Here is an 18,151-nt window from a genome sequence, read left to right on the forward strand (position 1 = left end):
CCCTCGGGCGACGCGCACGTTCGCGATTGTCGCAAGGTACCGCGCATTGCGCCCGGGGCCGGGTGCTTCAATCGGGGATGCGCAAAAGGGACGCAGGGAACCCCGGGGGGGCGACCGGCAGGGCGCGCCGCGCCGCCCGGGCGCTCAGCGGCTCGCCCGGGCGTCCCACTTCCCGTCGCGCCGGAGCGCCTCGACGAGCTCGCGGGCGCGCTCGCGCAGCACGACGTAGTCCACCTTCGCGACGCGGTTGAGGGGCAGCGTCCCGGTGGACACCACCTCCACGTGGCTGGGGCGGGCGTAGGAGGCGATGCCGTCGCACGCCGCGTGGACGTCCTCGGGCGTGACGGTGGCGTCGGGCGCCGCCTCGACGAACAGCACGATCGCCTCCGACCAGCGCGCGTGCTCGACGCCCACGCAGGCGGCCGCGGCCACCTTGCCCGGCAGCGCGGAGATCACGTGGTTCTCCACGTCGCCCGGGAACACCTGGAAGCCCTTCGGCTTGATGACGAGCTTGGCGCGGCCGGCGAGCCGGAGCCCGCGCGCCGGATCGTAGCTGCCGAGATCGCCCGTGTAGCAGACGCCGTCCCTCGTGACCGCCTGCGCGGTGGCGCCGGGGTCGTTCAGGTAGCCGAGGAACACCTGCGGGCCCGCGAAGCAGATCTCGCCCACGGTCCCGGCCGGCAGCTCGGGGCCGGCGTACCCGTCGGCGGTCACCGGGCCGCGGATGGAGATGGGGCAGAGCGGCGAGTCGAACCCGATGCCGTCGGCGAGGTCGTCGGCGCTCGCGCCCACGGCGGTGTAGGTGCAGAACCCGGACGTCTCGGTGAGCCCGAGGCCGGTGCCGATCTCCGGCGCCATGGCCCGCAGCCGGTCGAGGAACGCGCGCGGCACGCCCTGCCCGCCGTAGATGGCGGCGCGCAGGCTGGAGAGGTCGAGCTCGGCGTAGCGGCGGTGGCTCCACTCCGCGTTGAAGAGCGCCGGGATCTGCCCGACCACCGTGACCCGGTGCTCGGCGATCGCCTCCAGGCTCTTCAGCGCGTCGAAGACGTGCAGGAGCACCGACGGGATGCCCTCGTACAGCGCGGTGCCGAGCAGCTCGGTGGTGCAGCCCACGTGCGAGGGCGGGAGGTTCACCAGCAGCCGGTCGTCCGGCCGGAGGTCGAACCCGACGGTGAGCCCGACGTTCTGGACGAGGATGCTCTCGTGGCAGAGCAGCGCCGGCTTGGGCGAGCCGGTGGAGCCGGTGGTGAAGATGACGAGGCACCCGTCGCGCCTGCCGACGCGGGCGCGCGCGCGCCGCACCGTGCCGAGGAGCTTCGCCTTCAGGTAGTCGAGCTTGATGCGGCGGGTGAAGTCCTTCACCCAGGTGGCGCCGGGGAGGATGCCGTCCGGCTCCTTCTGGAACTGCACCCAGTGGCGCACGCCCGGGAACTTCCCGACCACCTCCTGCAGCACCGGCAGGAGCGCGGGCGCGCCGACGAAGAAGTAGCCCTTCGGCCGGAGCTTCTCGAACGCGGCCCGGATCTCGCCCGCGCGCAGCCGCAGGTCGAGCGGCGCGAGGATCACGCCGATGCGGTAGCACGCGACGAGCAGGAAGACGTGCTCCTTGAGCAGCGGCAGGCTGGTGGCGACGACGTCGCCCTTGCGGTAGCCGGCGGCGAGCAGCCGCGCCGCGAACGCGTCGGCGGCGGTGTCGAGCTGCTTCCAGGTGACGGTCTCGGCGGTGTTGTGCTCGAGGAGCGCGACGGCCCCGGGGGTGCGGCGCGCGTGCTCGGCGACCCGGTCGGCGACGTTCTCGGGGAGCCGCGCCGCGCGGTCGCGGCAGGCCTGGTCCTGGGCGGCGGTCTTCATGGCGGGGCGTTCTAGCGCACTCCGCCCGGGCGGGCGAGCGCGCAGGGCGCGAGATCGACATCGCCGCGGGCGGGGGCGAAGATGCCGCGCATGCGAGCCCCGCGCCCGGCCGGCCCCCGAGGATGGTCGCTCCGGCGCCTGGTCCGCGCCCGCGAGCTCGTCACGGTGGCCCTGGTGGCCTCGGCGGCCGGCGGGCTCTGGCTCTTCCTCGAGGTGGCGGAGGCGATCCGCCACGACGAGGTCCGCTCGCTCGACCGCGCCGTGCTCCTCGCCCTGCGCGATCCCGCCGATCCTGCCGAGCCGCTGGGGCCGCGCTGGGTGGAGGAGATGGGCCGCGATCTCACCGCGCTGGGCGGCACCGCCGTGCTCACGCTGGTCTCGATCGCCGCCGCGCTGTTCCTGTGGATGGCGCGCCGCCCGCGCTCGGTGGCGCTGCTCGCGGTGGCGATCGCCGGCGGACAGGCGCTGAGCCTGGTCCTGAAGCACGGCTACGCGCGCCCGCGGCCCGACCTCGTGCCGCACGGCTCGTACGTGTACACGGCCAGCTTCCCGAGCGGCCACTCGATGATGTCGGCGGTGGTCTACCTGACGCTGGGCGCGCTCCTCGCGCGCGTGCTGCCGCGGCGGCGCATGAAGCTCCTCGTGATGGCCTGCGCGCTCGGGGCCACCCTGCTCACCGGCGCGAGCCGGGTGTACCTGGGCGTGCACTGGCCCACCGACGTGATCGCCGGGTGGGCCGTCGGCGGGAGCTGGGCGGTCGCGTGCTGGCTGGCCGCCGACCTCCTCGACCGGCGTCGCGCGCGCGGCACGCCGCCGGAGGGGAGCGGCCCGGGGTCGGAGGAGGCGTAGGCCGCGCTCGGCGCGGGCTGGCGCGGTCCACCAGGATCAGGGCCTGCTGGCCGCCCACCTCGAGCTCGAGCGCGCCGGGACCGGCGCGGCGCACCGCCGCCGGGCGCTGCGAGATCGCGTCCCAGCCCGGCAGCGCGCCCGCGGGCGCGTCCAGGCGAAGCCGGGCCGGGCCGCCGAAGTTCAGCACCACCAGCGCGCGGCCCGCCGCCCCGGCGTCGCGCAGGAACGCGAACGCCTCCGGGTGCCCCGGGACCGCGACGCGCCGGTAGGTGCCACGCCGGAGCGCCGGCAGGTCCTCGCGGAGCGCGGCCAGCCGCCGGTACAGCGGACGGAGCCCGTGGACGTCCACCCACGAGACCGGCGGCCCCTCCTCGTAGGGCTGGAACTCCGCGCCGACCTCGTCGCCGGTGTAGACCACCGCGATGCCGGGCAGCGCGTGCAGGAGCACCGCGGCGACGCGGGTCACGGCGAGGCCGTGGCGGGTCACGAAGCGCTCGCCGGTGTCGTTGTTGTTCAGGAAGCGGGCCACCCGGTGCATCGGCGTCCGGCGCGACGCCAGCGCGGCGTCGAGCGCCGGCCCGATGCGCGCGGGATCGTCGAAGACCTTCTCCCAGGCCCAGTGGCCCAGCTCGCCGGTCCAGTCGTAGGCCGCGTCGAAGCCGTTGCGGACGTAGAACGGGTCGCGCGCGCTCGCCTCGGCGAGCAGGAACACGCCCGGCTTCACCGCGTCGAGCCGGCGGCGCAGCGCCCCCCAGAACGCGGGCGCGCGCTGGCGGATCCCCCAGGCCGCGTCCACGCGGAAGCCGTCCACGTCGTACTCGCGGACCCAGAACGCGAACGCGTCCAGCATCATCTGCCGCACCAGCGGGTTCCCGTAGTCGAGGTTCGGCAGGTGCTTCCAGTCGAAGTAGTGCGTCTCGCGGCCCGCCGGATCGCGGTCGTACCAGCCCCACCACGGCGACGCCCGGCCCCGCGCCGCCGCGTCGAGGTGGTGCGGGTGGCCGACCGAGGTGTGGTTGGGGACGAAGTCGAGGAGCACGCGGATGCCGCGCGCGTGCGCCTCGCGGACGAGCGCCCGGAGGTCCTCGGGCGTGCCGAAGTCGGCCCGCAGGCCGAAGTAGTCGGTGATGGCGTAGCTGACGTCCCCGGGATCGTCGGTCGGGTTGACGGGCGCGAGCCAGAGCGCGTCCACGCCGAGGTCGCGGAGGGCGTCGAGGCGCGCGGTCACCGCCTTCAGCGGCTCGGGGCCGAAGCGCGGCGGGACGACGCCGTAGATCACCGCGCTGCGATACCACTCCGGATCCGGCCGGACGTCGGCGCCCGCGCGCAGCGGCGCGATGCAGAGGAGCGCCAGCAGGGCGGCCAGGCGAGGTGGCGGACGGAACGTGCGGGCGCGCATCGCCTGAGCAACGCGGCGCGGGGGCGCGGTGTTCCGCGGGATGCCCGCTGCCCTCCAGACGAGAAGGGCGAGGCGAGCAGGATGCGCTCGCCTCGCCCGGTTGCTTGCTTCGCTTCACGGCCGGCGGGACGGGCCGGAGCCCGCCCCGCCCGCCGGGGCTACTGGAACAGCGCCATGATCTTCGCGACGGCGTCGTCGAAGACGCCGGTGCCGTTCTCGATCGCGAACCCGAACGTCGCGGTGTGCGCGTTGAACGAGGCGAGGTCGCCGGCGGCGTCCTCGTTGATCATCTGCGACCGGTGGCAGGAGCCGCAGGCGCGGGACCCGGGGCCGGTGACGACCGACGCCACCGTGCCGATGTTGCGATCCTTGCCCGTGAGCGTCCGCGACGCGGAGAGCACGCCGGGCAGCGTCCGGAACTGGTCCGGGACCTCGTAGGTGCCCGGGTTGTGGCAGGACTCGCAGTTCAGGATGGTGAAGTTCGGGTAGGTGGACTCCACGTGGTGGTCGTAGCGCATCGAGGCCACCGGATCCGAGAAGTCGATGCTCTGGACGTCGAACGGCTGCATCGAGTGGATCGCGTGGACGTACGAGTCGATCGACCGCGACTGCATCTCCAGGTGCGCGCCGCCGTCACGGACGGTGTGGCAGACGCGGCAGGCGACGACGCCGGCGCTGCCGTAGTTCGGGTTGTGGAACGTCGTCCCGAGCGCCTCGTGGCACTTGTTGCACTTGTCGGCGCTGACGATCGCCTTGCCATACGCGTTCGCGACGATGGCGCTGCTGGCGAGGTCCACCGTCGCGGTGGTGCCGGCGACCGCGATGGCCGGGTTGGTGGTGCTCACCGCCGCCGCCTGGTCGCTGCCGACGGTGGGCAGGAACGCGATCTCCACCTGCTTCACCGCGCCCTGCGCGATCAGGTCGGACCAGAGCGTGAGGTCGGCGGTGGCGGTCCACTGGGTGACGCCGGCGGTCGCCGCCGCCGGGTCGAGCGTCAGGCGCGCGCTGTTCGACGACTTGGTCGGGTCGCTGCGCTGCTTGGCGCCCTCGGTGTACTCGAGGTTCGTGGTGCCGTCCGCCTGCGAGCTGTGGCCGCTGATCAGCATGTCCTTCGTGTCGTAGCCGTACAGGCCGACCACGATGGTGGGCTTCACGATCGCGCCCGCGGCGGCGCCGGCGACGCTGAACGTGACCGTCAGCTTGTTCGTCGTGCCGTCGAACGACGCCGAGTCCACCTTCGAGGTGAAGGTGGCCGAGTGCTTGGCCGTCGCGCTCGCGTAGATCTGCTTGTCGTAGCCGGTGTGGATCTGCGCGAACGTCGGGGCGAAGCCGCCCGCCGTGCTGTGGCAGCCCGAGCAGTTCACCGTCGTCGTGTACAGGTCATAGCTGTGCGGGACGACGTCCTTCAGCGCGGGGGCGCGCTTCGGGTCGCCGTTCAGACCGGTCACGGGGTGGCAGCTCTTGCAGGTCTTCAGCGTGAAGTTCGCGTCGGCGAGGATCACGTCGAGCTTGCCGTCGTGGCAGGTCACGCAGTTCGCCATCGACTGCGGGTAGGCGAACTCCATCGCGTGCGACATGTGCGTGTCGTTCACGATGGTCGCGGTGTACGCGTACTTCGCCTGCTGCTCGGCGCTGTAGATCGTCTCGCCGTCCGCGTCCACCGTGAGCGCGGCGGCCGCGGCCGGGTCGTCGGCCAGGAGCTGGAAGACGAAGTCCGTGCCCGTGCGCTGGTCGGTGTGGCAGGCCTTGCAGGCCACCATGTCCTCGAGGCCGGCGACGGTCGCCTGGCGGTAGCCGTGCTTCGCGTACGGCGCCGGGTGGCACTTCTCGCAGCCGGAGACGTTCGCGGCCGACGTGTACGTCCAGGTGCCGTACTTCACGGCCGCGCTGGCCACGTTGTCCATCAGGTTGTAGTGGCCCTCGGCCGGCAGGATCAGCTTGTCACCGAGATACAGGTACACGAACGCGTCCGACGCCTCGGGCGCGAACGCGGCGGCGGTCTTCGTGGCCGTGTACTGGCCGTTCGCGACGTGCGCCGGCGTGCCCCAGCTGAACGCCGTCTGCGTGGTGAAGGACTTCGTGGCGACGTCGAACTCGGTCGCCCGGAAGCTCTTCTGCTTCAGCGCGGCGATCCCGGCGGTGTACGGCTGGCCGTCGAGGGTCACGTTGAAGGTGAGCGTGACGTCGAAGGTGCCCGCCGTGGTGGCGTTGGGCACGCTGGCGACCGCGACGTTGGTGATCTGCAGCTTGGAGGTGGCCGGATCCAGGCCGTCCGCGAAGCCGCCGTAGATGCCCTGGTGCTGCGCGCCGGCGCTGCCGTGGCACACCGCGCACGACTCGGGCTTGGCGGTGGCCGTGAGATCCTGGCCGTCCTGCCCCGGCTGCCCCGGCTGACCGGGCTGCCCGGGAAGCCCCGGCTGCCCGTCCTGACCCGCGGGACCCTGGGGACCGGCCTTGCCGTCGTCACCAGAGCACCCCGCAATCGCGAGCGCGCCGGCGAAGAAAAGCGCGCCGGTCGTCCGCATCGTCCACTTGTGCATTTGTAGAACCTCTCCGCGTTGATGGGCCTAGGCCCGAATGCCTGACCTCGCGGCGGGACCCTAGCAAAGTGCCGCAGGATTTCCCCGGCCGGGGAAGCCCATGCGACAACATGCCCAGGTCAATCATTGGCATTTGCGCGATTTGACCCAATCGCGCTTGACCGCGGTCATTGCGCGCGTGCTGCGATGTACTCCGCGGTCGCGGGGAGGCCGACGATCAGGCCAGCCGCGCCCCGCGCTCGGCGAGCAGCTCGCGCAGCACCGACCGGTGGCAGCGCGCCTCGTCCTCGCAGTAGCAGCCCACGGCGAGATCGGCGCCGTGCGACAGCGCCGCGAGCAGGTCGAGCGTCCGGCGCGCGGCCGGCTCCGCCATCTCGGCGCGGAACCGCCGCTTGAAGGCCGCCCACTCGCGCTCGCTCCGCGCCGCCTGCGCCAGCTTCATGGTCGGGACCGTGGGCGCGAGGTTCGGGAACCAGACGTCGTACCAGTCGTCGGCCGCGAAGCGCGACGCGGGCACGCCGCGCGGCGGGCGGCGGACGGTGCCGATGCGAAGCCCCTCGCCGCGTGCGCGGGGGCTGCCGAGCCGGACGATGCGGATCGCCATGTCCCCCAGCCTACCGGGGCGCGCCGGCGGCGTGCAGCCACCGGAGAGGGCTCGTCGGTGGGGCGCGGCCGCTCAGGACGCGGAGGCGTTCGCGGTCGAGGCCGCGCCGTCCTCGTCGCCCGGGTGGACGCCGAGGTACGTGAGCAGCCGCCACTGGTGCAGCGTGAGCCCGCGCACCGAGATCAGCGCGCCCGGCACCCACGCCAGCAGGCTCGCGAAGCGCGCCAGCGCCGCGTCGTCGCACTGGCGCACGGCGCCGAAGTCGATGCTGAGGCGCGCGAACGGCCCGAGCGCCTCGATGGTCTCCTGCAGCCGCCTCACGTCGCTCGCGCCGAACGTCCTGCCAACGCGGACGTCGAGCGCATCCCGGATCGCATCGATCTGCATGGCCTCCCCCCGGAGACGATGCGATCGTGATTACCACCGGGAGTGTGGCCGGCCCGCGTGGCCGATCGACGCGCGCCCAGCGCGAGCGCGTCGCCCGGGTGCGGCAGGAGCGCCGCCGGCCCGTCGCCCGCGCGTTGTCCCCGCTGCCGCACTCCGGCGAGGGGCGTGGCCGCGGCGCGGGATTGCGTCCGTGACGGCGCGCGGTTGAGCCAGCGGCGCCCCGCGCTCGCCGTCGGTAAGCGAACGCTGATGAGACTTCTCCCCAACCGCCGCGCCAGCACCGGCGCCGCGCGCCGCGCGCCGAAGCGGGCGCGGCGGCCGGGAAGGCGTCAGTCGTGCCCGAACGCGCAGTCGGCGCAGAGGACGACGACCTCGGGGCCTTCGTCGCGCCGCTCGACGCGCTGGACGGCGGTCTCGCGGTTCACGGAGCAGCCGCAGAAGTCGCAGCGGCCGTGGGATTCGTCGTGGAGCGGGTGCGGGCTGGAGGAGGATTCGGTGCTCGGGGATTCCATGGCGAGGCTCTCCTGGCGTGGGCGTGCGGTGCGTCAAAACGTCCATGACGCAGCCAGCCAAGCTCTGCACCGTCCCCGTTGGGCACATTTTCCAGCGAGATCCCTGCCTCGAGCCCCCCGACGTCGGCACCGTCGGCTCCGCGCGGGGCGCGAATCCGCACGGTGCGTGAACCAGGCCGCGCCCAGGCGCGCGGCCGCCAGCCACCGGCGGCGCACTCCCGGTCGCACCACGACGCCCCTCCCCAACGGCCCTTCCGCGAATTCATCCGGAGCGTGAAAAGTGGTGTCGAACCCCGACTCGGAGGAGGCGCCATGATGCGGATGGCAGGACTGTTGGTGCTCGGGCTGCTCGCCGCCGGCTGCGCGACGAACGGCTCCGTGAAGCAGCAGATCGACCCGCTCGCCGACCGGATCTCCGCGGTGGAGCGGCAACAGGCGGCGATGAACGCCAAGCTCGACGCGCAGACCGCCGAGCTCCAGGCGCTGCGCAAGGACGTGGCGGACTCCTCGGCCACCTCGGCGAGGGCGCAGGAGGCCGTGAAGGCAGCGCAGGACGCGGCCGAGCGCGCCGAGCTCGCCGCCCAGAAGTCCGCCAAGGCGTTCGAGCTGACGCAGGTGAAGGGGAAGATGTAGCGGCGCACGCAGGGGCGCGGCGGCCACCGGCCGTCGCGCCCCCTTCACTCGGCGCTCACGTCCACGGGCATCCCGCTCCGCGCCGCCAGCGCGCGCTCGAGCTTCCGCGGATCCACCTGCTCGAGCACGCCGCGCGCCCGGAGCAGCCGCTGCGCGAGCTCCGCCGGATCGGCGGCGGCGTCGTCGTCGCGGTGCACCTCCACCAGCACGCGCCCGGCCCGAACGCCCACCTTCACCGGCTCGCGCACGATCGCGACCGGCGTGCCGAGGCGCACCGCGCGATGGAGCCGGGGGATGTCCTCGGGGTAGAGCCGGATGCAGCCGTGCGACACGCGGCGGCCCACGCCGTACGGCCGGTTCGTGCCGTGGATGAGCAGCGTCGGCGCGGAGAGCCGGAGCGCGTGGCTGCCGAGCGGGTTGTCCGGCCCCGGCGGCACCGCGGCGGGCAGCTCCGGATCCTCGCGCCGGATCGCGGGCGTCGGGTACCAGCTCGGCGAGACCAGCTTCTGCTCCACGGTGAGGACGCCGAGCGGCGTCGCGCCCGCCTCCACCGCCACGCCCACCGGGAAGGTGAGGAGCGGCCCGGGTCCCGCCGGCAGGTAGTAGAGCCGCATCTCCGAAAGGTTCACGACCACCGTCCCCTCCTCCGCGGCCGACGGGAGGATCCAGGCGGTCGGGAGGATCGCGAGCTCGCCCGGCGGCGGGACGAACGCGTCCAGGCGCGGGTTCGCCGCCGCGATCTCGCCGAAGCCGAGGTCGTACCGGCGCGCGATCTCGATGAGCGACTCGCCCCGGCGGATGCGGTGGGCGCCGCTCGCGCCGATCACCTCGTCGCCCTCCGGCCAGGTGGTGGCCGGCACCGAGAGCAGCACGGCGAGGAGCGGCAGCGGTAACCACATGTCGGCTCCCGCGGGCGGGCGGCCTCCCGCGTGCCACCATCGCGCCGGCAGCGCCGCGCCGCGACCGCCCTGGCGGACTGCGCCGGCCGGGTGCGCGCGGCCGCCCGCTGGCCGCTGCGCTCCGGCGCGCATAGGATGCTGGGTCGATGGGGAGGGGCCCACGCTCCAGCGGAACCGGCCGGCGGCTCGCGGCGTGCGCGCTCGCGATGCTGCCGGCGCTCGCGCCGGGGGCGGAGGGCGCGCTCGACCCGTCGCCGTGCCCTCGCTCGCGCGACGCGGTCGTGGTCGTGACCGACCGCCGGGAACTCTGGCTGTGCAGCGGCGGGGCGCCGGCGGCGCAGTTCACGGTGGCGCTCGGGCGCAGCGGCGTCGGGAAGCGCCGTCGCGGCGACGGGCGGACGCCGCTCGGGACCTATCCGCTCGGCGACCCGCGCCCCTCCCCGCAGTACGGCACCTTCATCCCCATCGCCTATCCGACGCCGGCGCAGGCCGCCCGCGGCTTCACCGGCGCGGCCGTCGGCATCCACGGGCCGCCGCGCGGGACCGAGGGCGCCGGGTACCCGGTCACCGAGGTGGACTGGACGCAGGGCTGCATCGCGACCGGCACCGACGGGGACGTGGACGCCATCGCCGCGTTCGTCCGCGCGCGGCGGCCGCGCCTCGTCATCCGCTGAGGCGCCGGCGCCCTGCCGCGGCGCCGCGCTTCACGCTTCTTCACGAACCGCACAGGCGCCGGACATCTCCGCCGCGCATCCTCCCACCGTGCCCGCCCGCGGTGGCCGGGCCGGAAGGAGACGAGGACATGAAGCGGATCATCGGCGCCATCGCGGCGCTCGGGCTGCTGGCGGTGGGGGTCGTGGCGCTCACCGGGTTCCACGGTGGGTGCGGCTGGCGCGGGCACGGGCACGATCCCGCCCGGATGTCGGCGTTCGTGACCGACCGGGTGGACGACCTGCTCGACGACGTGGACGCGACCCCGGAGCAGCGCACCCGCGTCCACGCGGTGAAGGACCGCATGCTCGCCGCGGCCACCGAGCTGCGCGCCGGGCAGGACGAGGCCCACCAGGCGCTGCTCGCCGAGTGGATGGCGGCGGCGCCGGACCGCGCCCGGCTGCACGCGCTGGTGGACGCGCGCGCCGACGCGTTCCGCAAGCTCGCGCACGAGGCGGTGGACGCGGGCGTCGAGGTCCACGACGCGCTCACGCCGGCGCAGCGCGAGAAGCTCACCCGCAAGATCGAGCGGCTGCATCGCTAGGCCGCTCCCCCGGAGCCGACCCGCGGTGACGGCGCCCGCCCCACGCTATGATGCCGCGGTGACCGCCGCGACCCCGCTCCTCGCGCTGCTCGTCGAGGACGACCTCCGCCTCGCCGCGTTCACCCGCGAGTACCTGGAGGGCCACGGCGTGGCGGTGGTCCACGTCACCGACGGGCGCCGCGGGCTCGACGAGGCGCTCGCGGGGCGCTTCGACGTGGTGCTGCTCGACCTCATGCTGCCGGGGAAGGACGGCCTGGAGGTCTGCCGCGAGCTCCGGTCGCGCTCCGACGTCCCGGTCATCGTCCTCACCGCGCGCGGCGAGGAGGCGGACCGCGTGATGGGGCTCGAGCTCGGCGCGGACGACTACCTGGCGAAGCCGTTCTCGCCCCGCGAGCTGCTCGCGCGCATCCGCGCCGTGGTGCGGCGAGCGACCGGGCGCGCCGGGCCGCCCCGCGAGGCGGTGCGGGTCGGCGGCCTGGTGGTGGATCCGGCGGCGCGCCGGGTGACGCTGGACGGGCGCGAGGTGACGCTCACCGGGTACGAGTTCGCGCTGCTCCACGCGCTGGCGCGCCGCGCGGGCCGCGTGCTCGCCCGGGAGCAGCTCATCGAGCTGGCGGGCGGGAGCGCCGAGGAGGCGTTCGACCGCTCGGTGGACGTGCACGTCTCCCGGCTGCGGCAGAAGCTCGGCGACGATCCCCGGCGGCCCCGGCTCATCAAGACGGTCCGCGGCGCCGGGTACCTGCTCGCCGGGGAGCCGGGATGAGCCGGCGCGCGCACGGGCCGCTCTTCTGGCGCGTCTACCTGCACGGCGTGCTCCTGCTCCTGGTGGTGGCGGTCGCGGTCGCCGGGGTGGGCTTCGCGCTGCGGCGCGGGAGCGGGTGGTGGTCGCAGCGCGGCGCCGGGCGGTACGCCGCGGAGCGCGTGGGCGAGCTCGCCGGGGATCCACCCCGCCTCGCCGCCGAGCTCGAGCGCGCGCGCGAGGCGTTCGGCGTGGAGGCGTCGGTGTACGGGCCCGGCGGCGGGCTCGTCGCCACGAGCGTGCGCGATCCGGCCGCCGCGGCGCGCGCCGACGGGCGGCGGCGCGGGTGGACGGTGCCGCTCCGCGGCGGCGGGACGCTGGTGGTCCACTCGCCGCCGCACGATCCCGCGCGCGGGCTGCTGTTCATCGGGGCGGTCCTGGCGGCGCTCGCGGTCGCCTCCTACCCGCTCACCCGCGCCATCGTCGCCCCGGTGGAGCGGCTCACCGCGGCGGCCCGCGCGCTCGGCGCCGGCGACCTCGCCGCGCGGGCCAACGTGCGCGCGCACGGCGAGCTGGGGGAGCTGGGCCGCTCGTTCGACGAGATGGCCGCGCGCCTGGAGGCGCTGGTGCGCGGCGAGCGCGAGCTGCTCGCGAACGTCTCCCACGAGCTGCGCACCCCGCTCGCACGCATCCGGGTCGCGCTGGAGCTGGCGGCCGAGGGCGACGCCGCGCGCGCCCGCCGCTACCTCGGCGAGATCGGTCAGGACCTCGCCGAGCTCGACGCCTTGATCGAGGACGTGCTCGACGCCGCGCGCCTGGAGGCCCGCGGGGCGGCGGCGCTCCGCAACGAGGGGCATCCGGTGGACCTCGCCGCGGTCGCCGAGGAGGCGGCGGAGCGGTTCCGCGGCGCTCACGAGGGGCGCGCGCTCGAGCTGGACGCGGGCTCCGGCCTCCCGCTGCTCCGCGGCGACGCGGTGCTGCTGCGGCGCCTGCTCGACAACCTGCTCGACAACGCCGCGAAGTACTCGGAGCCTCCGGCGCCCGTCCGCCTCTCGGTGCGGGCCGAGCCGGACGCCGCAGTGGTGGAGGTGACCGACCGCGGGATCGGGATCCCCGCGGAGGACCTGCCGCGCCTGTTCACCCCGTTCTTCCGGACCGACCGCAGCCGCGAGCGCGGCACCGGCGGAACCGGCCTCGGCCTCGTGCTGGCGCGCCGCATCGCGGAGGCGCACGGCGGGTCGATCTCGGTCGAGAGCGCGCCGGGGCAAGGGTCCACGTTCCGGGTGCGGCTCCCGGCCCCGAGGGAATAGCCGGGCCGGTCGCGCCCGCCGCTGGCGTTCGAGGCGGCGCGGCGCGGGTCCACCTCCGTGCCACCCCGTGGTGGTGACCGCGGCACCGAGCGTCACACCACCCACCCCGGCCGTTCCAGAGACGGGGGGCTCGGAGTCCGCCGGAGGGCGCGGAGCATGAGCCGCATTGGCAAGCTGCTGCTGGGCATCGTGAACCTGGGGCCCATCGGCTTCATGGCCGTGGCGGTCTACCGCCACGGCGACCTGCCCGCCTCGGCGGTCGCGGTGCAGGTCGCGGTGGTGGCCGTGCTGCTCGGGATCTACCTGCGGCACCTCGCCGGGAACGACCAGCTCACCCGCGGCCTGCGCCGCGGCTGGGCGCTCGTGCTCCTCGCCGGGAACTGGGCGGTGTTCCCGGTGTACTGGCACCAGTTCGTCTGGCAGGACCCGCGGGAGCGCTGAGCCAGCTCGCCGGGTGATCCACCCGCTCCTGCGATACCATCCGTGCATGAGCCTCCAGGACGAGCTTCGCGTGCCTCGATCTCCGGAGCACCGGCCGCGCCGACCGCGGCGCTGGGACCTCGTGCTCACCTGGGCGGTGCTCCTCGCCCCGGCGCTCGTGCTGGCCGGCGTCCTCGTCGCACGACAGCAGACCGGCGACCTGGAGGCGCGGCTGGTGCGCGACGCCCGGGAGCTCCTCTCCCGCCGGCATCCTCGCCCGGTCCACGTGGACGCGCCTTCGCCCGGCGCCATCGGCGACGCGATCCCCGCGCACCTCCCTTCCCTGGACGCCGCCGCACAGGAACTGGCGAAGGACGAGCCCGCGCTCCGGCGGACGCGCGAGGTGGTGGCCGGGTCCGCCCCGCTGGATACCCTCCCGCCCTGGACCGCCGCCGCGCTCCAGCGCCTCGGGCCGGACCTCGACGCGCTCCTCGCCGCGACGCGGGCGGAGCGGGCCGACTTCCCTGCCACCCGCGACTGCCAGTCGCTCCTGGACGACGGCGGCTGGGCCGGATGGCAGCTCGCCGCCACGCTCGCGGGCGTGCGGATGCGCACCTCGCTGGCGGCCGGTGAGCCGGAGGCCGCGCTCCGCGACGGGCTGGACGGGCTTGCGCTGGGACGGGACCTCGCGGTGGCGCGGTTCCTGGTGGGCAGGATGGAGGGCGCCGAGGTCGTGGCGCGCCTCGCGCCGCCGATGGTGGACGCGATCGACGCACTGCCGGGCGCGGCCGAGCGCCGCGACGCCGCGCGGCGGGTGCGCATCGTCCGCGACGCCCTTCCCCCGCTCTCGCGGACGTTCCGGGACGCTGCGACCGTCTCGTCCGTGTACATGAGCGCCGTCCTCCCGGCGACGGTCCTTGACGCGCTCGGCCCCTGCGCGAGCGCCGTGAGGCATGGCGGGGCGACGCGGGCCGCGCTCTGGCAGCGCCTCATGTTTCGCGACGGCTGGCGCGGGCTGCGCGAGGCGCAGGACGCGCTCACCGCCGCGGCGGACCTCCCCGAGCCGGTGCGCTCGGACGCGTTCGAGGACATCGCGCGGCGGGCGCTGCGGCAGGTGAATCCGCTGGCCGCGATCGCCGCGCCCGGCCACGGCAAGTACGCGCGGCGCTCCGACGCGGCCCGGCTCCGCCTCGACGCGCTCGTGCTCGCGGCGGGAGCGGGCGCGTTCCGCGACGAACGTCGGCGGTGGCCCTCGTCGGTGGCCGAGCTGGCGGAGGCGGGCGAGCTCACGACCGACGAGGCGGGGCGGCTCGCCGGCGCGCGGCTCGAGCGCGTGGACGACCGCCGGGCGCTCTCCATCGCCGTTCCCCTCCCCCACGCGGACGTGGCACAGCCGGACGAGACGCTGGCGATCGTCCTGCGTGGCGCCGCACGCTGAGGACGGTCAGCGCTGCGCCTCGCGCCACCGGGCCCGGGCCGCCAGCTCGGCCCCCACCGCGAGCGCCGCCACCACGCCGATCGCGGTGAGGACCGCCGGAGCGGACGCCTCCCGGAAGCCGAGCGCGGCGACCGCGACCCCCGCGGCGATCATGGCCAGGCCAGAGAGCCCGGCGAGCCACGGGTTGAGCAGCGCCCGCGCCCAGCCGAAGCCCTGCGCCTCGGCGAGGTAGACGAGGTAGGCGAGCGCGCTGAGCAGGGAGGCGACCGCCGCGGCGAGGATCAGGGCGCCCGTGCTCGCGTCGAACGCAGCCAGGGCGCGCTCCAGCGCCGGCGGGCGGGGCTCGAGGGGTACCGCTGCCAGGCGGAGCGGCACGACCAGCAGGAGCGGCGCCGCGCCGACGAGGAACGGCAGCGCCGCCCAGGCCCCGGCGGCGTGGAGCTCCACGGGGCGGGCCCGGCCGCCGAGGAGCACCCCCGTCCACCAGATCAGGCGTCCGTGGACGATCATGACGACGAGCCCGAAGAACGGCGCCAGCACCGCGAGGCCGCACCACACCGCGAACACCCAGCCCGCCGAGAAGGCGTCGGGGCGCCGCGTCCCCTCGGGCCACCACGCCTCGACCCGGAGCGCGAGCCCGCCGAGCCCCTCCAGCGTGGCGAGCAGGAGCACCCAGCGGCGCGGATCGCGATCCAGCCGGCGCCGGAACCAGGCACCGGTCACTGGGCGCGGCCTCCGGGTCCCGGGCGTCGCGAGCGTTCCTGCGGCATGCGCCCAGTGAACACGACCGCGGGTGCACCCGCAACCCTGGCGCGGCGCCCCCCGTCACGAGCTGCGGCCGGTGCATCCAGGCGCGGAGGCGCGCGGGGGGCCGCCCCTTCCGAGCCCGCGGGCCGCGTTGCGCCTCCCGCCTGATGCGGGTAGATGCCCGCAATGGATCCGGTCCCCTGCTACGCCGCGAACGTCCGGCGCGCCGCGCTCGCGCTGACCTCGCTCTACGACGCGGCGCTCGCGCCGCACGGCCTCAAGGTCACGCAGTACTCGCTCCTCCACGCGGTGAAGCGACACGGGCGGCCGAACCTCACCGCGCTCGCCGGCGCGACCGGGCTCGACCGGAGCACGCTCGGGCGCAACCTCCGGGTGCTGGAGGCCATGGGGCTCGTGGCGCTCGCGCCCGGCGAGGACCAGCGGGACCGCGTCGCCGCGCTCACCGAGGCGGGCCGGGCGCGGCTGCGGGCGGCGGCGCCTGCGTGGACCGCGGCGCAGCATGCCGTGGAGCGCGTGCTCGGCGCGAACGCCGAGCAGCTCACCGACCTCGCCCGCCGCCTCGCCGCGCTGCCGGGCGGCTCGGAGGCCGCGTGAGGCGCGCGGGCGCGCAGCGCTGGCGCGGGCCGGCGGTGGTGCTCGCCGCGGGCGCGCTCACGTTGACGGTGTCGCTCGGGATCCGCCACGCGTTCGGCCTGTTCCTCGAGCCCATGAGCCGGGACAACGGCTGGACGCGCGAGGTGTTCGCGTTCGCGATCGCGCTGCAGAACCTGGTGTGGGGCGCCGCCCAGCCGTTCGCCGGGCGGCTCGCGGACCGCCACGGCGCGGGGCGCGCGGTGCTCGGCGGGAGCGTGCTGTACGTCGCCGGCCTGCTGCTCATGGCGACCGCGCACGGCGCGTCCACGCTGGCGCTCTCGGCGGGCGTGCTGGTGGGCCTCGGCCTGTCGGGCACGTCCTACCCGATCGTCTTCGGCGCCATCTCCCGGTGCACCGCGCCGGAGCGGCGCAGCCTCGCCACCGGGATCGCCATGGCGGTGGGCTCGCTCGGGCAGTTCGCGATGCTGCCCGGCGCGCTCGCGGCCATCGACGCCGTCGGCTGGGCGGGGGCGCTGGTGGCGCTCGCCGGCCTCGGCGCCGGCATGGCCCCGCTCTCGGCGGGGCTCCGCGAGCGCCCGGCGGCCGCCGGCGTCGCGGGCGCGCCCGGCGCGGGGGCGCGCGAGGCGCTCGCGGCTGCGCTGCGCCACCGCGGCTTCTGGCTGCTCTCCTTCGGCTTCCTCGTGTGCGGGTTCCACGTGGTCTTCATCGCCACCCACCTGCCCGCGTTCCTCGCGGACCGCGGGCTCGGGCCGCGCGCGGGCGCCGCCGTCCTCGCGCTGGTGGGGCTGTTCAACATCGGCGGGTCGTACTGCGCCGGGCTGCTCGGCGGGCGCACGAGCAAGCCGGGCCTGCTGGTGGGGCTCTACCTGCTCCGCGCGGCGGTGATCGCCGCGTTCGTCCTCGCGCCGGTGACCGAGGGCTCGGCGTACGCGTTCGGCGCGGCCATGGGCTTCCTGTGGCTCTCGACCGTGCCGCTCACGAACGGCACCATCGCGACGCTCTTCGGCACCCGGCACCTGGCCATGCTGGGCGGGGTGGTCTTCTTCTTCCACCAGGTCGGCGCGTTCCTGGGCGGCTGGCTGGGCGGGCGGATCTACGTCGCGACCGGCAGCTACGACCTGGTGTGGTGGATCTCCATCGCGCTCGCGCTCCTGGCCGCGCTCGTGAACGTGCCGGTCCGCGAGGCGCCGGCGGCGCGCCCGGCGGCCGCGCCGGAGGCGGCCGCGTGACGCGCACCGTGCTCCGGGCGGCGCTGGTCGCGCTCGCGGCGCTCATCGCGCTGTGGGCGTTCGTGTCCTACCTCCAGCCGGCGTTCTCCGGCGAGCGCATGGCCGCGCTGCTCCGCTGCAACTGACGCACGGCCGCTGTCTCCCCGGGATCGCGGCCGCTGGCCACGATCCCGACACCGCCCGGACGCGCGCCGGGGATCCGACCCGATTCCGCGCCCTCCGGCCGGCGCCCCCGGTGGCACGGCCGATGCTCTCCCCAGGAGTGCGCGCCCGCGCGCGCTGGGTGAGACCGATGTCGCACCGCGAGGAAACGCCGGCGCTGGATGCGCCGATCCGGGCCATGGCCGCCGAGCGAGGCGCCTCCGCGGAGCTGCTGGGCCTGGCGCTGCCGCGCCCGGGCACCGACGGGCCGACCACGGTCGCGCTTCGCCTCTGGGGCCTGCTCCCGGCGCACCCGCGCGGCCGGCCCGATCCGGAGGCGCTCGTGGCCGCCGCGCGCGACCTCCGCGCGCTCGCGGCGGCGCTCGGCCCCGGCGTCGTTCCGCCCGTCCACACGGTCGTCGGCGAGTTCCTCCCGGCCGAGTACCCGGCCCGGCGAGCGCCCGGCCGCTGCGAGGTCTGCCTCCCGGTCGTGCTGCGCGCGGCGGGCCGCGTCCCGGCGCTCGCCGCGCGCCTCCGGGCGCGGCTGGCGGCGCTCGGGGTCCCCGAGCGACGTTGAGGCCAC

General features: G+C 75.7%; 19 protein-coding genes and 1 pseudogene. 12 read left to right on the forward strand and 8 right to left on the reverse strand.

What is annotated here, in order from left to right:
* Window positions 1-144: 144 nt before the first annotated feature.
* Window positions 145-1,851, reverse strand: a complete 1,707-nt coding sequence (locus ADEH_RS15025; RefSeq protein ID WP_011421956.1) for a class I adenylate-forming enzyme family protein — start codon at window positions 1,849-1,851, stop codon at window positions 145-147.
* Window positions 1,852-1,941: 90 nt separating this feature from the next.
* Here ADEH_RS15025 and ADEH_RS15030 point away from each other — a divergent pair, with 90 nt between their 5' ends.
* Window positions 1,942-2,700 (forward strand): phosphatase PAP2 family protein, encoded by a 759-nt coding sequence (locus tag ADEH_RS15030; RefSeq protein ID WP_232287293.1) that lies wholly within the window; start codon window positions 1,942-1,944, stop codon window positions 2,698-2,700.
* Between the two features lie 94 nt (window positions 2,701-2,794).
* On the opposite strand, the pseudogene ADEH_RS15035 reads toward ADEH_RS15030, so the two are convergent.
* The 5 genes and pseudogenes from ADEH_RS15035 to ADEH_RS15055 all read right to left on the reverse strand — a co-directional run.
* Window positions 2,795-4,099 (reverse strand): annotated as a pseudogene (locus tag ADEH_RS15035) (alpha-amylase family glycosyl hydrolase); the annotation flags it as partial.
* 158 nt (window positions 4,100-4,257) lie between these two features.
* Entirely contained in the window at window positions 4,258-6,639 is a 2,382-nt protein-coding gene (locus ADEH_RS15040; protein ID WP_011421959.1) for a multiheme c-type cytochrome, read from the reverse strand.
* Between the two features lie 217 nt (window positions 6,640-6,856).
* On the reverse strand, window positions 6,857-7,243 hold the full coding sequence (locus ADEH_RS15045) for a DUF488 domain-containing protein (RefSeq protein ID WP_011421960.1): 387 nt from the start codon (window positions 7,241-7,243) through the stop codon (window positions 6,857-6,859).
* Window positions 7,244-7,315: 72 nt separating this feature from the next.
* Window positions 7,316-7,630, reverse strand: coding sequence for a hypothetical protein (locus ADEH_RS15050; RefSeq protein ID WP_011421961.1), 315 nt, complete (start codon window positions 7,628-7,630; stop codon window positions 7,316-7,318).
* A 329-nt stretch (window positions 7,631-7,959) separates the two neighbouring features.
* Complete coding sequence (locus tag ADEH_RS15055) at window positions 7,960-8,142, reverse strand: hypothetical protein (protein WP_041453578.1); 183 nt, start codon at window positions 8,140-8,142, stop codon at window positions 7,960-7,962.
* A 321-nt stretch (window positions 8,143-8,463) separates the two neighbouring features.
* Between ADEH_RS15055 and ADEH_RS15060 the strand changes: the two genes are divergently transcribed.
* The gene (locus ADEH_RS15060; protein WP_232287294.1) at window positions 8,464-8,775 is read left to right on the forward strand and encodes a hypothetical protein; all 312 of its coding nucleotides are present in this window, start codon (window positions 8,464-8,466) and stop codon (window positions 8,773-8,775) included.
* 44 nt (window positions 8,776-8,819) lie between these two features.
* On the opposite strand, the gene ADEH_RS15065 is transcribed toward ADEH_RS15060, so the two are convergent.
* On the reverse strand, window positions 8,820-9,674 hold the full coding sequence (locus ADEH_RS15065; protein WP_011421963.1) for a L,D-transpeptidase family protein: 855 nt from the start codon (window positions 9,672-9,674) through the stop codon (window positions 8,820-8,822).
* Between the two features lie 146 nt (window positions 9,675-9,820).
* On the opposite strand from ADEH_RS15065, the gene ADEH_RS15070 reads away from it, so the two are divergent.
* The 6 genes from ADEH_RS15070 to ADEH_RS15095 all read left to right on the forward strand — a co-directional run bounded on the left by ADEH_RS15070 (window position 9,821) and on the right by ADEH_RS15095 (window position 14,836).
* Complete coding sequence (locus tag ADEH_RS15070) at window positions 9,821-10,348, forward strand: L,D-transpeptidase family protein (RefSeq protein ID WP_011421964.1); 528 nt, start codon at window positions 9,821-9,823, stop codon at window positions 10,346-10,348.
* Window positions 10,349-10,476: 128 nt separating this feature from the next.
* Complete coding sequence (locus tag ADEH_RS15075) at window positions 10,477-10,929, forward strand: Spy/CpxP family protein refolding chaperone (RefSeq protein WP_011421965.1); 453 nt, start codon at window positions 10,477-10,479, stop codon at window positions 10,927-10,929.
* Window positions 10,930-10,987: 58 nt separating this feature from the next.
* Window positions 10,988-11,692 carry a response regulator transcription factor gene (locus ADEH_RS15080; protein WP_041453579.1) on the forward strand — a complete coding sequence of 235 codons (705 nt, stop codon included), beginning with the start codon at window positions 10,988-10,990 and terminating at the stop codon, window positions 11,690-11,692.
* Window positions 11,689-12,978, forward strand: a complete 1,290-nt coding sequence (locus ADEH_RS15085) for a HAMP domain-containing sensor histidine kinase (protein WP_011421967.1) — start codon at window positions 11,689-11,691, stop codon at window positions 12,976-12,978. The genes ADEH_RS15080 and ADEH_RS15085 overlap by 4 nt, the downstream gene beginning before the upstream one ends.
* Before the next feature lie 156 nt (window positions 12,979-13,134).
* On the forward strand, window positions 13,135-13,419 hold the full coding sequence (locus tag ADEH_RS15090) for a hypothetical protein (protein WP_011421968.1): 285 nt from the start codon (window positions 13,135-13,137) through the stop codon (window positions 13,417-13,419).
* Between the two features lie 46 nt (window positions 13,420-13,465).
* Window positions 13,466-14,836, forward strand: a complete 1,371-nt coding sequence (locus tag ADEH_RS15095; protein WP_157061371.1) for a hypothetical protein — start codon at window positions 13,466-13,468, stop codon at window positions 14,834-14,836.
* A gap of 6 nt (window positions 14,837-14,842) precedes the next feature.
* Here the strand turns inward: ADEH_RS15095 and ADEH_RS15100 are convergent, their stop codons facing one another.
* The gene (locus ADEH_RS15100) at window positions 14,843-15,559 is read right to left on the reverse strand and encodes a hypothetical protein (RefSeq protein ID WP_011421970.1); all 717 of its coding nucleotides are present in this window, start codon (window positions 15,557-15,559) and stop codon (window positions 14,843-14,845) included.
* Between the two features lie 210 nt (window positions 15,560-15,769).
* Between ADEH_RS15100 and ADEH_RS15105 the strand changes: the two genes are divergently transcribed.
* From ADEH_RS15105 to ADEH_RS15115, 4 genes are all read left to right on the forward strand, one after another.
* Entirely contained in the window at window positions 15,770-16,198 is a 429-nt protein-coding gene (locus tag ADEH_RS15105; RefSeq protein ID WP_011421971.1) for a MarR family winged helix-turn-helix transcriptional regulator, read from the forward strand.
* A complete protein-coding gene (locus ADEH_RS15110) occupies window positions 16,195-17,427 on the forward strand; it encodes an MFS transporter (RefSeq protein ID WP_011421972.1) in 1,233 nt (410 codons plus the stop codon). Before ADEH_RS15105 ends, ADEH_RS15110 begins: the two co-directional genes overlap by 4 nt.
* Window positions 17,424-17,552, forward strand: coding sequence for a hypothetical protein (locus tag ADEH_RS23710; protein ID WP_012634171.1), 129 nt, complete (start codon window positions 17,424-17,426; stop codon window positions 17,550-17,552). Before ADEH_RS15110 ends, ADEH_RS23710 begins: the two co-directional genes overlap by 4 nt.
* Window positions 17,553-17,767: 215 nt before the next feature.
* A complete protein-coding gene (locus tag ADEH_RS15115) occupies window positions 17,768-18,145 on the forward strand; it encodes a hypothetical protein (RefSeq protein WP_232287295.1) in 378 nt (125 codons plus the stop codon).
* Window positions 18,146-18,151: the final 6 nt, after the last annotated feature.

The sequence above is a fragment of the Anaeromyxobacter dehalogenans 2CP-C genome (assembly GCF_000013385.1).
Classification (GTDB): Bacteria; Myxococcota; Myxococcia; order Myxococcales; family Anaeromyxobacteraceae; genus Anaeromyxobacter; species Anaeromyxobacter dehalogenans_B.